The sequence below is a fragment of the Streptomyces sp. NPDC090499 genome, assembly GCF_044769305.1.
Classification (GTDB): domain Bacteria; phylum Actinomycetota; class Actinomycetes; order Streptomycetales; family Streptomycetaceae; genus Streptomyces.
On sequence record NZ_JBIVXP010000005.1, the window covers coordinates 704,655 to 719,332 of the forward strand.

A 14,678-nucleotide genomic window follows, 5' to 3' on the forward strand; every position below is an offset into this window, starting at 1 on the left:
TCATCGAGACTTTATTGACTCACCGTGCCATCTTCGTCATCATCACCTTATGAGCTGGAACGCAAGCCTCATCCCCGATCTGAGCGGCCGGACCTTTGTGGTCACCGGCGCCAACAGCGGTCTCGGATTGGCTACCACGCGAGAGCTGGCCCGGCATGGGGCGCATGTCGTCATGGCGGTACGCAACGAGACCAAGGGGCTGGCCGTGGCCGCCCGACTCCGCGCAGGGCAACCCGATGCGAACCTTCAGGTGCGTCGCATCGATCTCGCCGATCTGGAGTCGGTACGCGAATTCGCCGGCAAGCTGCATACGGACGGCGTACCAGTCGACGTGCTGGTGAACAACGCGGGCGTGATGATGGCACCCCGTTCCCTCAGTCCCCAGGGGCAGGAGAGCCAGTTCGCCACCAATCACCTGGGTCACTTCGCGCTGACCGGACTGTTGCTGGATCTGCTGCGCGCGGGCCGGGATCCGCGCGTGGTGACGGTCGCTTCCTCGCTGCATCGCGGTGGCCGGATACATTTCGAAGATCTCACCGGGGCCCGGAAGTATTCGCCGCTGGGCTTCTACAAGCAGGCCAAGTTCGCGAACGTTCTGTTCGGGCTGGAGCTCGACCGCCGACTGCGGGTGCTCAACAGCCCGATACGGAGTCTGCTCGCTCACCCCGGATATGCCGCGACCAACTTGCAGACCAGCGGACCCACCGGTTTGACGCCCATCATCATGCGGGTGGCCAACCGCGTCTTCGCGCAGTCCGCGGAGGCCGGCGCGTTGTCGCAACTGTACGGGGCGACGGCGCCGGAGGCCCTGAGCGGAAAGATCTACGGGCCGGACGGCCACAACGAGCTCAAGGGTCACCCGACTCAGGTCCCGCCCGATCCCGCGGCCGAGGATGCCGCCACCGCCCGGCGCCTGTGGCAGCTCTCCGAGGAGTTGACCGGGGTCCGGTACGACCTGCCGACACCTCACTGACCTCACGTGATCGACACTGGAACACGCTGGAAGCCGCCGGCTTGCTGCGCCTGCCCTTCGAACGCGCCCCGCCCACGGGGCCCGCGGCCCTTGCCCCGCAGTCGCTCCTTCAACTCCGTGTCGCGTCGAGCCCGATCGTCACCCCGATACTGACTCTCCCGAAAAGGGTTGTCTCGAACGGGTGTCGACGACTGAGTTGTTGAGCCGATGGGTGCTGGAGCGCAGACTCCGAATTCTCGGTAGCCTGCGCCGCGGGCTTCCGGGCTCGCCTTCGGACGTGCATGGCTGTACGCAGGAGGCGGTAGCGGAGCTTCTTGGGCTCGGCGGTGGCCAACTCGCCTTCCAGTAGCAGAGTTCTGGTCCACATGAGCGGGTCGATCGCGGTCAGGGTCTCGTTCGGTGTCCCTGCAGGATCCAGTTGAACACCAATACTTGACGTGGCCGTCGGTTCGTGGCCTGCGCGTCGACCTGTAGTCGCTCGCCGTGTCCGCCGGCCGGGCCGTACGAAGCCCGCAACCGGGGCCGGAGCCGATCTTGTGCCTCCATTTGAGGGGGACCCGACTCCTGTCCCGGGCCGGCGCGGCCGACTACGGGATGTGGTCTTGGACCTGGAGAGGTTCCTGTGCAGGCATCCGGTGAGAGCGCGCAACTGGCGGTCGCCAGGCCCCGTCAATACTCGATGCCGGGCAGCTTACGAAAGACTTTCGGAAACACACCGGTGACATAACGGCGCCGCGTCCTAATACTTTCACCACCCGGCACACGCATCAGCGATCAGCCCGCCGCATCCATCAGTAACCATCGTCAACCTCCACCCCTGTCGAACTCGGAGCTACGGCCGAATCTGAGCAAGGAGTGTTACAGGCAATGTGGTGAAACGCGTCGCCGGGCCGTGGGCGGCGGTCGGCAAAGGCACTCTGTCGAGGCCCACCGCGTAGGGATGAATCACAGCTGAGACCCTGCCAAGCCGCCGATTCCACATGCCGGATATCGTCTCGGCGCTTCATGCGAGGCAAGCAGTGAGCTGGATGCGAGAAAGATTTCCTTTTCGGCCACGAGCTGCCCGATCCGAGCTCCAACGAACCCTGACCAAAACTCAGAGGACCCGTAATGATCCAGGAATTGACACGGAAGGCTCTCGCAATGGCGACAGCCTTCGGCGTCGGCGTAACACTTGTCATCGCCTCAGCGGGAAGCTCGTCGGCATATCAACCAAGCCCCTCGACCCTGTACACGGCGCAGAATCCTTCGTGCAGCAAGGTGCCCTGCGTTCTCTACCCGAAGTCTGCCCAGCTCCCGAGCGGCCGGATCGTGGCATCGTTCGAGAACAGCCAGGGCGCCCCGGTGGGCCAGTCACTGCCGGTCTACAAGAGTGACGATGACGGAACAACCTGGCAGAAGCTCACCGACCTCAAGGCTCCCGCCTACCTCTCCAACGATCCCCAGTACGCGAAGTACACGAGCAACTGGACGAACCCCTACCTCTACGTGCTCCCGCAGGACGTGGGAAACCTCCAGGCCGGCACTCTGCTTCTCGCCAGCGTCGTCTCAGGGGACGACTACTACTACGAAGAGCACAAGGCCGCTGACCCCAACTGGACGCCGGACGGCGACGGCGACCGCAAGGACGTGGCCATCGCGCTGTACGCCAGCACCGACGACGGCGCGACGTGGAGCTTCGAGAACATCGTCGCCGCAGGCGGATGGCAGGGCAGCCGTGTGTCGAACGCCAACACCTTCGCCCAGTCGGATCCGGTCTGGGAGCCGTACCTGATGGCGCGGAACGGCACGCTCGTCGCCTATTACTCCGACGAGCACGACTACACCGGTTTCGACGCCACCACCGGAGGGCCGACCCGCGACCCGGACGACGACACTGCCACGGACGCACGCACCCAGATCCTGGTGCACAGAACCTGGAACGGAAACAGTACGTCCTCCTGGAGCCAGCCGGTCGTCGATGTTCCGGGGACGACCGTGAACAACAACGGAAAGACGGAGATCGGCGCCGGACGCCCCGGCATGACGACGATCGCCCCGACCAGCGACGGCAAATGGCTGCTCACCTACGAGTACTGGGGTGGCGGAGCGAACGTTCGCTACCGGATCGCGGACGACCCGCTGAAGTTCTACCCGACCAGCGTTGCGGACTCCCCCATCACCAGCCTGCCCGTGCCCTCAGGGGGTCACGCGCCGGCCACGGGCGGCAGCCCGGTGCTCGTCCAGTTGCCGGACGGGCGGATCGTCTACAACGCCGCCGGCAGTGGCAGCGTCTGGGTGAACGAGTCCGGTCTGAGCACCGGCACGTGGAAGGAGTACCAGACACCGATCGCCGCCGGATACAGCCGCAACCTCCAGTATGTCGACGGCACGGGACGCGTCGTCATACTCCAGGCCGACTTCGGCGGAGGGGGAGCGGGCCCGGTGCGCTATGCCGAGGTCGACCTCGGTCGGTCCGTGGGCGTGTACAACACCCTGGTCAACCGCGCCACCGGTCAGGCCCTCAGCCCGGATGCCGGCAAGACACAGGACGCCAACCTCACCGGCGACGTCCCTGACCTCGCCCTGCGCAACCGGGACGCGGGGGACGCCTCACAGCGATGGCATCTGACGGCCAAAGGCTCCAATGTGACCCTCCTCAACAAGGCGGGCGGTCGGTCGGTCGCCGTCTGGACCGGCAACGCGACCGCCGGGCAGCGTCTCGCTCAGTGGGTCGACGACGGAGCAACTGACAAGCAGTGGACCCTGGTCCCCTCGACCGACGGGTACTACAAGATCCGCTCGGTCCGTAACACGAGCCTGTTCATGACGGGCGCGACCCAGAGCGGCCCCGTCGATCTGGAGGCCTCGATCGACGCGTCAGGGAACCCGGCCGCGGACGACTCCCAGGAATGGCAGCTCGTCCAGGACCCCCTGCCGACCGATGCGTCCTTCACGCTGAAGGGCAGCAACTCCGGCCGCTGCCTGGACGTGCCGAACAGCCAGACTGGCGTGCAGGTGCAGATCTGGGACTGCTCCGGCAACGCCAATCAGACGATCACGCAGACCACCGCGGGCGAACTCCGCGTCGCCGGAAACTGCCTCGCGGCGGACGGTGACGGCACCACCCCGGGGACGAAACTCATCCTCTGGTCCTGCAATGGCAAGACCAGCCAGAAGTGGTGGTTCCGCCTTGACGGTTCCGTCATCAACCGCTCCAACGGCCTCGCGATCGACGTCGCCAACTGGGCGACGGCCAACGGATCGAAGGTCCAACTGTGGACGGCCCTTGGCAACGCCACCCAGAAGTGGAGCCGGAACTAGCGGACACCGCCAGCGGGGTGCGGCCGGAGAACGCGGCCGCACCCCGCGGTTCTTTCGTGTCGTGCCGCCTCACGCATCCAATTGATGGGGGCGAGTTGCCGGACCGGACACCCCCGGCGACAACATCGATCAACAGTCCGGAGTCCAGTCGCAGGCCTGGCGGGCGAGTGATTGCCCCGGGTGCTCCGTAGCGCCCGGAGCTCACACGACGAGGGCCGTGGCTGGACGATCCAGCCACCGCCCAGCGGCAAAGAGAACACGCGTGGCCTACGAGTCCCCCGTCATGGTCGAGGGCGAGGCGGGCCCGTGAAAACGTGTGTTCCGCACCGCTGCCACAAGTCAGCCTGTCCAGTTTGACGACGTCAACGGGCGTCTTCCCCGTCAGCCTCGGGCGATCAGCGAAACGCGGCTTGGCCGGTGAGCGCCTGGCCGACGACCAAGGTGTGCATCTCACCGGTGCCTTCGTAAGTCAGGACGGATTCCAGGTTGTTGGCGTGGCGCAGCGGTGAGTACTCCAGCGAGATGCCGTTGGCCCCCAGGATGCTGCGGCACTCGCGTGCGATGGTGATCGCTTCCCGGACGTTGTTGAGCTTGCCGACGCTGATCTGCTCCGGCCGGATACGCCCTTGATCCTTCAGACGGCCCAGGTGCAGGGCGATCAGCGCCGCACCGCCGAGGGAGACGCTCATGTCGGCGAGCTTCTTCTGCGTCAGCTGGAAGGCGCTGATCGGCTTGCCGAACTGAACCCGGGTATCGGCGTACGCGAGGGCTGCCTGGAGGGAGTCCCGGGCGGCGCCGACGGCGCCGAACAGGATGCCGAAGCGGGCTTCGTTCAGGCAGGAGAGCGGTCCGCGCAGGCCCTGGGCGTGCGGGAGCCGAGCGGATTCCGGCAGGCGTACGTCATCGAAGTGCAGCTCCGAAGTGATGGAGGCGCGCAGCGACATCTTGTGCTTGATGTCCTGCGTGGTGAACCCGGGCGTGCCCCGCGGCACAAGGAAGCCGCGGACACCGTCCTCGGTCTGCGCCCAGACGGTGGCCACATCGGCGATGCCGCCGTTGGTGATCCACATCTTGGAACCGTTCAGGATCCAGTCGTCGCCGTCGCGAGCAGCCTTGGTGTGCATCCCGGCGGGGTTGCTGCCGAAGTCGGGCTCTGTCAGGCCGAAGCAGCCGATCGCCTCACCGGCGGCGAGCCGGGGCAACCACTCCTGCTTCTGCTCCTCCGAACCCCACTTCCAGATGGAGAACATCGACAGCGAGCCCTGCACGGAGACGAAACTGCGGAAGCCGGAGTCCGCAGCCTCCAGCTCCAGACACGCCAGGCCGTACGAAACCGCGTTGGTGCCCGCACAGCCGTAGCCGTCCAGGTGCATGCCCAGCACGCCCAACTTGCCTAGTTCGGGGGCGAGTTCGCGGGCGAAGTGGGCGTTCTCGAACCACTCGCCGATGTGCGGGCGCACCCGGTCGGAGAGGAACTTGGCGACGGTGGCCTGGATCTCGCGCTCCTCGTCGGTGAGGGTGGCTGAGAGATCGAGGAGGTTGAGGGGGTCCTTCATCGGCTGAGCGCCGCTCATCGTGGGCTCCTGGTGGTTGCGATGGCCGTTCGATCGGGGGCCTGCGCCAGGGACGGTCATGTGACCGGTCCGTTCGGGGCGGAGGTGTGATCGGGCAAGTGGTGGAGAATCTCCGCGGTGTCCTGGCCCAGGCGCGGCGGCGGCAGGCGGTACCGCACGGGCGTCCCGCTCAGCGTGATAGGGGTCGCGACCTGGCGGGACGGCGTGCCCTCAACTCCTGCTGCGGGCATATCGACAATGCCGGGCAGCCCGAGTTTGCGGGCGTAGTCGAATGCCTCGTCGAGGGTGTTGACCGGTCCGGCGGGTACTCCGGCTGCCAGCAGGGCAGCTGACCAGTGGTCCGCACCGGCGACGGTCAGCCGTTGGGTCAGGATGCCCCGCAGTTCGGCGCGGTGGGCGACCCGGTCGGCGTTGGTGCGGAAGCGGTCGTCGTGAGCGAGAGAGGGATCGCCGACGACGCCGGCCAGAGCCGCGAACTGGCGGTCGTTGCCCACCGCGAGCGCGATCGGGCGGTCGGCGGTCGGAAAGGTCTCGTACGGTGCGATGCTCGGGTGTGCGTTGCCCATGCGGCCCGGAACCACGCCGGCGACCGCGAAGGCCGACGCTTGGTTGACCATGGCCGACAGCAGCGAGCCGAGCAGGTTCACCTCCACTCGCTGGCCCTCACCTGTCGCATCGCGGTGCCGGAGGGCCGCGAGGATGCCGAGCGAGGCGTGCAGCCCGGTGATCACATCGACCAGGGCCACTCCCGTCTTCACCGGTTCACCGGTTGCGTCTCCGGTGACGCTCATCAGACCGCCGACGGCCTGTACGAGGAGGTCGTAGCCGGGGATCGTCGTGCCCGCACCGCTGCCGAATCCGCTGATGGAGCAGTAGACCAACCCCGGGTGACGAGCCCGGAGTTCGCGGTGGCCGAGCCCCAGTCGTTCCATCGTGCCGGGGCGGAAGTTCTCCACCAGGACGTCGGACTCGGCGACCAGGGCGCGGGCCTGTTCGAGGCCGGCCTCGGTCGTGAGGTCCAGGACGACGGACTTCTTGTTCCGGTTGACGCTCAGGAAGTACGTCGACGTGCCGTCCTGGTCTGTCGGAGGGTGCCAGGCACGGGTGTCGTCCCCGACGCCCGGCCGCTCGACCTTCACCACCTCGGCGCCGAGGTCGGCCAGGAGCATGGTGGCGTAGGGCCCCGCGAGAACCCTGGAGAAGTCGGCGATGCGTACCCCCTCCAGAGCACCGCGGACCGCCGCATCGAGAACGCCGGCCCGTTCGTCCGGCGCGTTGCGCTCCATGCCTACGCGTCCTCCTCTCTGATCGTTCCGCGTTCCGAACGTCGTTCGGTCCGAGCCGTCTCGTGGCTGGGTTCCATTTGGCGCGCGCCCAGTCGGCTTCTGCCACGGTCGCTGAGGTGAGAAGACCGAGTTCCACGGCTGCGCGCCGGGAAGTGGTCAGGCCGCGAGGGACTCGAGCAGCGTGGCTACTGGCCGAGGGTCGGAGATGATGCCGTCGTGTCCCCCGGGGAGTCCGACGAAATTCCAGTCGGCTCGACTCCTGGCGTAGGCGGCGCTCGGCTCCACCCCCGGGAAGACGGGCTCGGTGAACTGTGCGTAGGTGCAGGGCAGACCGTTGCCGATGTCGTTCTTCAGCGCCAGTGGTGACGCCTCGACGCTGAGCGGCTGCGGGGTCAGGCGCCGGTTCACCCAGGCGATGTGCTCCGGATCGGAGAGCCCGAAGTTCTCGGCGGGGGGAGGCGGGATGCTGAGCCCGCCGCTGAACTGCTCCGCGGACGCGATCCGTGCCGCGCGGGCCTGCGGGGCCATTGCGTCCAGCCGGCTCAGTCCGCCGAAGGGCAGGCCGCCGTCGAGGAAGACCAACTGCGCTATCCGCTCAGGTACCCGGTCGGCCACACCCGTGATGGTGCGGCCTCCGAAGCTGTGACCCACGAGGATGACGTCGCGCAGATCCTCGCTCTCCATGAGGTTGACGACGTCGAGCACGAAGGTGTTCATGTCGATGTCGCGGCTGAGCAAGTGTTTTCGGTCCGCCAGCCCGGTCTGTGAAGGAGCGTATGTCCGGTGTCCGTTCGCCTCCAGGAGGCGCCGTACTTCGGACCAGCACCAGCCGCCGTGAAAGGCGCCGTGCACCAGGAGGAATGTCGTAGGCCCAGCCGGTGGTGCCGTACCCATGGAAGCCTCCATCTTCCTACTCGGCGTCCAGGTCGTTCCACGCGGGCATGGGCGCTGCCTCGTCGAAGCGGATCGTGACGCGCCGTACACGGGTGGATCCTTCGATCGCGCCTTCGGCGTAGGCGCTGCCCTGTCCGCTCGCTTTGATCCCGCCGAACCACAGGGCGGGGTGGTGCAGGCGCATGGTGTTGCCCCAGACGGTGCCGGCTTGGACACGGTCGGCCATGCGGTGCATGCGTCCGAGATCACGCGTCCAGATGTTCGCACTCAGGCCGTACTCGACGTCGTTGGCCAGGGCCACGGCTTCGTCCTCGTCCTCGAAGACGATCACCGACAGGACCGGGCCGAATATCTCCTCTCGGGCGACCCTCATCGACTGCCCGACCTCGGTGAGCACGGTGGGTTCGACGAACAGCCCCTCCGCATGGGCGTCCTTGGGCCTGCCTCCGCCGGACAGTACCCGCGCGCCTTCGTCGCGGGCGATCTGGAGGTAGTCATTGACGCGCGCGAACTGCTGCCGCGAGGCGAGGGGGCCCATGTGGGTCTTCGCGTCCATCGGGTCGCCGACCCGGATCCGCGCGGCTCGTCGGGCCAGTTGCTCGATGAAGCCGGGGGCGATGGAGCGTTGGACCAGCAGGCGGGTGCCCGCGACACAGACCTGGCCGGCGTTGTTGAAGACGCCCCAGACGGCGCCGCGTCCCGCCGCGTCGAGGTCCGCGTCCTCGAAGACGATGTTGGGTGACTTCCCGCCCAGTTCGAGAACCGTCTTCTTGAACGTCTCGGCGGCCGCGTGAGCGATACGACGTCCCGTGGGCACGCTGCCGGTGAAGGTGACGCCTCCGACACCCGGGTGTTCGGCGAGTGCCGCTCCGGTCGCGCCGCCGCCGGTGACCACGTTCACGAGTCCTTCGGGCGCTCCCGCCTCGGACACCAGCGCGGCGAGCCGGAGCGCGGAGAGAGGGGACATCTCACTGGGCTTGACGACGGCGGCGTTCCCGCAGGCGATCGCCGGTGCGACACGGCTGCAGAAGCTGCTCACCGGACCGTTCCAGGGCATGATCACGCCGATGACACCGAGCGGTTCACGGGTCGTGTAGGAGAGATGGCCGGGGGTCGCCGGTACCTGATGGCCCGTCATGCGGTCGACCTGGCCTGCCCAGTAGCGGATCAGGCGGGCGCTCGCGGCACCATCCCCGAGTGCTTCCCGGAGCACCCGGCCCATGTTCCTGGTGTCGGTCTCGCCGAGTTCCTCCCGGTGCCGTTCGACCGCGTCGGCGAAGCGCAGGAGCACTCTGACCCGGCGGCCCGCGTCCCAGCTCGCCCACTCCCGCTGCGCCGCGGCGGCCGCCTGTACGGCTCGGTCGACGTCCACCGCGTCGCAGTCCGCCACCTGGGCGAGTACGTCCCCGTTGGCCGGGTTGACCGCCTCAAAGGTGGCCGGCGAGTGGGGTTCTTGCTGGGCGCCTCCGATGAAGGGGGTTTCCCGTACCGGTGTCTTCGCGTGCGTGGTCATGTCTGCCTTTCCTGCCTGCTCTTGTCGTTTCGTGCGCGGACTGCCTGGCACGTCCGGTTCGGTGGTGGCGGCTTGAGGACCATCCCTGCGGGCAGTCGGTCCGGGTGGGTCGAGCGCAAGGTCCAAGTCGCGCCGGGTGAGGCACCGCACGCGGGTCTACAGGCCGAAGGCCTTGGCGAACGCCTCCAGTTCGCGGGGGATGTCCGGTCCGGCCGGCGTGTAGCAGAATCGGCTCGCCCCTGCCTCCTGCAAGGCGTCGAGACCGGCGCGGACCTCGGCGGCTGTGCCGCTCAGCGTGCCGTCCCGGACGACGTTGCCGTTCAGGAACTCCCGGTCGAGGTCGGTGAGAGAGATCAGGTGGCCTCGATGGGTCGCGACCGGGCGCTCCGCTTCGGGAAGGTCGTTGATCCGCGCGGTGTATCCTTTCTCCTCCACGGAGCCGGCGAGAGGGCCGTACGGTCCCATGTGCAGCGCCAGGGCCGCGGTCGGTCCCACTCGTTCGATGACCGCCGGGTCGTCGAACGTCTCGCCGGGTTCGAGAACCGTTCCGTAGTAACTCAGGCCGCAGGTGCCCTCGAAGGGGATCTTCTCGTTGCCGTGGGTGGGGTTGGTGATGACCCCGTCGGCCACCCTGGACGCGACACCGAAGGCCTTCGGGCCGTGCGCCGCCACCCAGATGGGGATGTCGGCGGGGAGGGAGATGCCGGATTCCTCGGTGTGGAGCAGCGACATCGCGCGGCCGTCCAGTTCGATCCGCCCACCGGCGAGCAGGGTCCTCAGGTTCGTGACGAACGCCTCCACGCTCGCCCAGGTGACACCGCGGCCACCCAGCAGCGCGGTACTGCTGAATCCGGAGCCCACCGCGACCGTCACCCGGCCCGGCGCGAGCTGCGTGAGCGTGGCTGCACTGCTCGCCACGTCGGCCACGTGGCGGAAGCGGGGCACGACCACCGCGACGCCCAGTCCGATGCGGGTGGTGCGTTCGCTCGCCATGGCGAGCATCATCCACGGGTCGGCGTAGATGGCCGGCGAGTAGTGGCACCACGCGCTGACGTAGCCCAGCTCTTCGGCGATGCGTATGTGTTCAGGGGTGGCGATGCTGGTGGAGAAGGTGCATCCGAGTTCCATGGCCATGGCTATGCGCTCCGGTTCGCCGAGTGGTCCACGCTCCGCGCGCCGATGAGGACGGCCAGCAGCGTCGCGGGCCTGTCGCTCTTGTTGCGCCAGGCGTGCCGCGTACCGTGCTGGACGACCACGTCTCCGGCCGACAGGCGTACCTCCTCCTCGTCGAGAGCGAGCCAGAGTTCGCCGTCGAGTACGACGTCGTAGTCGACGGTGGGCGTGGTGTGCATGCCGGGGTTCTCCGGCTCGAACAGCTCGGCTATGCCCGGGCTGTTGCGCGCGGCCTCGGCACCGGCTGCCTCGGGCTGGTAGCCGGGGTCGGCGTACACCGCGTCGGGCGGGAAGGTGAGGATGATGAAGCTGGTGCCGCCCGGCTCCGGCAACAGGGTTGGTGTGGCGACCGTCGGGTCCGCGCTCGGGGCGTTCAGTTCCGGGACGGGCGGCGTGTACCAGACCAGGGTCTGCTCGAAGCCCGGCGTCTCGACAGCGACCGTCGCGCGGGGCGGTTCACCGTCCAGGACAACGCGGCTGGTTCCGTCGGAATTCGCTACAAGGACCCGGCGTACTTTCATGACCTACCTCCATTGGTGGGCCGTGGGCGAAGTGAGGAGAAGAGGATTTCACCGGTTCGGTATCGTCGGTTCGGCCCGGGAAAGCCGTCCCTCAGGTAACTCGTTGGATGGTGTATACCGAACGACTTGCTTGTCAACGGTATTTCGATTCTTTTTCGATCCATGATCGAACAGCTAGTGGCCGACGCGGCGCTGGCCTATCCAGTCGATCAGATCAATGCTGGATAGCTTCCGCCATCCAAATGGATGTTCTGGCCCGATATATAACCCGACAACGGGCTGCAGAGAAAGGCGCAGGTGGCACCGAACTCGCGCGGGTCGCCCAGTCGCCCAGCGGCGATGGAACGAACCTGGCGTGCGCGCGCTTCGTCGTAACTGATTCCGTCGCGTGCGGTGGCCACTTCGGCCATATAGCGCTGGCGTTCCGTGTCGAATCGCTCCGGCAAAAGGTTGTTGACGGTGACGTTGAACCGTGCCACGTCCAGGGACAGCCCTTTTGCAGCCGCGGTGAGGGCGGCGCGCGCCGCGGAGGAAACAGCCATCGTAGGGCGGGGAGTCGTGACCATCGCGGAGGTGATGTTGACGATCCTGCCGAAGCGGCGGTCACACATGCCGCCGACGACCAGATTGATCAGGTCGACGTGGGCCAGCAGGTTCGCGTCGAGCCCGCGTTGCCAGTCCATGCGCGACGACTTCCGGAAAGGCCCTGGGGGTGGACCACCGTTGTTCGTGACGAGGATGTCGGGCGCCGGGCATGCCGCAAGCAGCCGGTCGCGGGTGTCCGCGGAGCCGATGTCTCCTGGCACCGCGACCACTTCGGCCGTCCGGTCACCGACGGATCGCAACTCGGCGGCGGCACGATCGAGGGTCTCCGGGTCACGCCCGTTGATCACCACGTTCACGCCTTCGGCGTTGAGGGCTTTCGCGCAGGCGAAACCCAGGCCGCCGGACGACGCACCGACTATCGCCCAGCGCCCGTCCAGTTCAAGATCCACGCTCGCTCCTCAGCCGGGCGGCTGGGCGGCAGCCCACGATTCCAGGCATGACAGCCGGGTCCTTTCGATGTGTGCGTTCAGCAATTGCACGGCCTTGTCGGCGTCCCGTGCCACGACGGCCTCGGCGATCGCCGCGTGCTCGCCAGCGACGTCCCGCTGCCTGCCCCTGTGCAGTTTGGCCATCTGCCGGATGATCTCGGACTGGTCGTACAACTGCGTACGGAAGGTCAGGAGCCGGGGGGAGCCACATGCCGACGCACAGGCTTCGTGGAAGGCGCGGTGCGCACTCGTCCAGGCCTCGTTGGCTTCGGGATCCTCGTCGAGAGCGGCATTGGGGGAGGCGGACAGCTGGTGATGGGCGGCGACCACGCCTGCCTCCCACTCGATCCCGCCCTGTTCGATCGCCTTGCGCACAGCGATCGATTCGATTTCCTTGCGCACGAAGGCGACGTCGTTGATTTCAGCGTCGGTGAAGTCCGGCACGGAGAACCCCTTATTGGGCTCCAGGACGACCAACCCCTGCTCCGCGAGGCGGGTGAGTGCCTCGCGTACCACCGTGCCGCTCACTCCCAGTTCGGCAGCCAATTTGCTCAGCTTGAATCGGTGACCGGCAGGGAAGGAACCTCGGAGAAGATTTCGCCTGATCTCCAGGTAAAGCGCGTGGTGGCGAGTTTCTCCGGCATCGGTGCGGGCCACTAGTGATCTCCTGGAACTGTCGCGGATTCTCGTGGGGTGACGTAGAGACCCTCCAACTCCACCCCTGGCTGACCGCCGAGAATCGGCGTGCATTCCGTGGGAAACTCCTGGACGATCTCAACGCCCATGCTATCGACGGCATCGAGGAAGCGCGGCAGCTCGTCCATGGCGCCGGTGGGCAGGTCGTGAAGGACGAAGACGTGCCAGTCACTCTCGGGAAGGCGCCGCAGGGCGCGCTCCACCCAGCCCTCCGGCATCTTCGAGTCCCGGACGAACAGACTCCACAGAACCATGGTGTAACCGCCTGACGTCAGTACGTCGGCGGCCGCCCTGCTCAGCAGATGAGGGCCCACCGAACCATGACCCGTCGGCCGGAAGTACCGCGCTGGATGGCTGAGACCCCCGAGCGCGTCCTGCGCGTGGGTGATCTCCTCCACTTCCCGGCGCGGATCACCGAGAAGCCCGAGAGGCTCACCATGGGTCATGGTGTGGTTGCCCAGCCAATGACCCTCCGCGCCGGCCCGCTCCGCCAGCGCACGGCCGGGACCGGGAGCCAGTTTCTCGCCGATCACGAAGAACGTCGCCTTCAGCCCCCGCGCCCCGAGTGTGTCAAGTACGTGTTCCGTGACGCCGGGAGTCGGACCGTTGTCGAACGTCAAGGTCAGCTTAGGCATCGGCTGCCGCCTGGCGTGCCGGGTAGTGGCTGACGGAATGCCGCTCGGGACGCCAGTCGTTGTTCGTCCGGTGGTCGCCGGCCAGCCAGCGAGCCAGCTCGCTGCGCGCGTCCGACATCCTCTTCTCCCGGATCTCCCCGACGTTGGGCGGGTCGACGGCGATCTCCAGCTCAAGCCCGTCCGGTGATGTCACATACAGCGACTTCACGTAGCCGTGGTCCTGGATGAAGTGCGGGTAGCCCGCCGTCAGCAGACGCTCGTGAACGGCCTCCTGTGCAGCCGCGTCCGCGCGCAGAGCCACGTGGTTGTAGCGATTCGTGGGGCCCAGCAGGAACTCCTGGTCGTGCGGTACGGCCATCTGGAAGAAGGCCAGCGCGCCACCGTCGTCGAGCTCGTAGAACGTGTGACAGAACGTCATGCCCGGGGTGGTGACGGACTCTTCGCACCACGTGGCGGTCAGAGGAAGACCGATCAGATCCTCGATGAAGTGACGGTTCACTTCCTGATCCGCGACCGGTGTCGCCGAGTGATGCAGTCGACCAAGACCGGTGGCGCCGGTCCGGCGGGCGGGTGCAGGTGATCCATTCATCTGTCGCGGCTCCTGACTGTGAAGGTGTCGTACTGCCGCTCGCGCGATCTGTTCGGAGCCCCTCCGAGTGCAGGTCAGCGCGCCGGGTCGGTCGTGCACCTCTCTGTGTCCCCTTTGAAGGCTGCTCCAACGATTATCGGTTGTCAAGAAAAGATTCGATTCTGTGTCGATGATTCGATCGGTGCCCGTTACAGTGAGGCTTCGACGGGAGTCGCGGCGCTCAATGGCCGCGCGACACCATAGATGGGCGGCGACAGTGGAACTGCGCTGGCTGAGGTCCTGTGTGACCTTCACCGAGGAACCTGGCGTGGGGCGGGCCGTGGACCGGCACGGCCGATGCTCTCGCCCGCACCTGGTTCACTCATCCGGGTGGCTCTCTCCCTCACAGAGGCGCGGCTCACGCTGGTTCGGACCGCGCACGCCGAGGCCCTCGGCCGCCGGAACGGGCGTGGTGAGCCGGGCCGACTCCTTCCCGGACCGGGGCACT

At 67.1% G+C, this 14,678-nt stretch carries 12 protein-coding genes; 2 read left to right on the plus strand and 10 right to left on the minus strand.

The window, feature by feature from the left end; translation table 11 throughout:
- The first annotated feature begins 49 nt into the window (after window positions 1–49).
- Window positions 50–973: an oxidoreductase gene (locus ACIQVL_RS22465; RefSeq protein WP_403436849.1), complete on the plus strand. Its 924-nt coding sequence runs from the start codon at window positions 50–52 to the stop codon at window positions 971–973.
- 1,143 nt (window positions 974–2,116) lie between these two features.
- Complete coding sequence (locus ACIQVL_RS22470) at window positions 2,117–4,276, plus strand: RICIN domain-containing protein (RefSeq protein ID WP_403476177.1); 2,160 nt, start codon at window positions 2,117–2,119, stop codon at window positions 4,274–4,276.
- 395 nt (window positions 4,277–4,671) lie between these two features.
- On the opposite strand, the gene ACIQVL_RS22475 is transcribed toward ACIQVL_RS22470, so the two are convergent.
- The 10 genes from ACIQVL_RS22475 to ACIQVL_RS22520 all read right to left on the minus strand — a co-directional run bounded on the left by ACIQVL_RS22475 (window position 4,672) and on the right by ACIQVL_RS22520 (window position 14,020).
- The gene (locus ACIQVL_RS22475) at window positions 4,672–5,850 is read right to left on the minus strand and encodes an acyl-CoA dehydrogenase family protein (RefSeq protein ID WP_403436847.1); all 1,179 of its coding nucleotides are present in this window, start codon (window positions 5,848–5,850) and stop codon (window positions 4,672–4,674) included.
- 56 nt (window positions 5,851–5,906) lie between these two features.
- The gene (locus ACIQVL_RS22480; protein WP_403436846.1) at window positions 5,907–7,136 is read right to left on the minus strand and encodes a CaiB/BaiF CoA transferase family protein; all 1,230 of its coding nucleotides are present in this window, start codon (window positions 7,134–7,136) and stop codon (window positions 5,907–5,909) included.
- A gap of 156 nt (window positions 7,137–7,292) precedes the next feature.
- Window positions 7,293–8,042 (minus strand): alpha/beta fold hydrolase, encoded by a 750-nt coding sequence (locus tag ACIQVL_RS22485; protein WP_403476178.1) that lies wholly within the window; start codon window positions 8,040–8,042, stop codon window positions 7,293–7,295.
- Window positions 8,043–8,046: 4 nt separating this feature from the next.
- Window positions 8,047–9,543 carry an aldehyde dehydrogenase family protein gene (locus tag ACIQVL_RS22490; RefSeq protein WP_403436844.1) on the minus strand — a complete coding sequence of 499 codons (1,497 nt, stop codon included), beginning with the start codon at window positions 9,541–9,543 and terminating at the stop codon, window positions 8,047–8,049.
- A 156-nt stretch (window positions 9,544–9,699) separates the two neighbouring features.
- On the minus strand, window positions 9,700–10,677 hold the full coding sequence (locus ACIQVL_RS22495; protein WP_403476179.1) for an LLM class flavin-dependent oxidoreductase: 978 nt from the start codon (window positions 10,675–10,677) through the stop codon (window positions 9,700–9,702).
- A 2-nt stretch (window positions 10,678–10,679) separates the two neighbouring features.
- A complete protein-coding gene (locus tag ACIQVL_RS22500; protein ID WP_403436840.1) occupies window positions 10,680–11,237 on the minus strand; it encodes a cupin domain-containing protein in 558 nt (185 codons plus the stop codon).
- Between the two features lie 209 nt (window positions 11,238–11,446).
- Window positions 11,447–12,232, minus strand: coding sequence for an SDR family oxidoreductase (locus ACIQVL_RS22505; protein ID WP_403436839.1), 786 nt, complete (start codon window positions 12,230–12,232; stop codon window positions 11,447–11,449).
- A 9-nt stretch (window positions 12,233–12,241) separates the two neighbouring features.
- Entirely contained in the window at window positions 12,242–12,928 is a 687-nt protein-coding gene (locus tag ACIQVL_RS22510; RefSeq protein ID WP_403436837.1) for a GntR family transcriptional regulator, read from the minus strand.
- Window positions 12,928–13,602, minus strand: coding sequence for a polysaccharide deacetylase family protein (locus ACIQVL_RS22515; RefSeq protein ID WP_403476180.1), 675 nt, complete (start codon window positions 13,600–13,602; stop codon window positions 12,928–12,930). The genes ACIQVL_RS22510 and ACIQVL_RS22515 overlap by 1 nt, the downstream gene beginning before the upstream one ends.
- Window positions 13,595–14,020, minus strand: a complete 426-nt coding sequence (locus tag ACIQVL_RS22520) for a VOC family protein (protein ID WP_403436834.1) — start codon at window positions 14,018–14,020, stop codon at window positions 13,595–13,597. The genes ACIQVL_RS22515 and ACIQVL_RS22520 overlap by 8 nt, the downstream gene beginning before the upstream one ends.
- Between the last annotated feature and the right edge of the window lie 658 nt (window positions 14,021–14,678).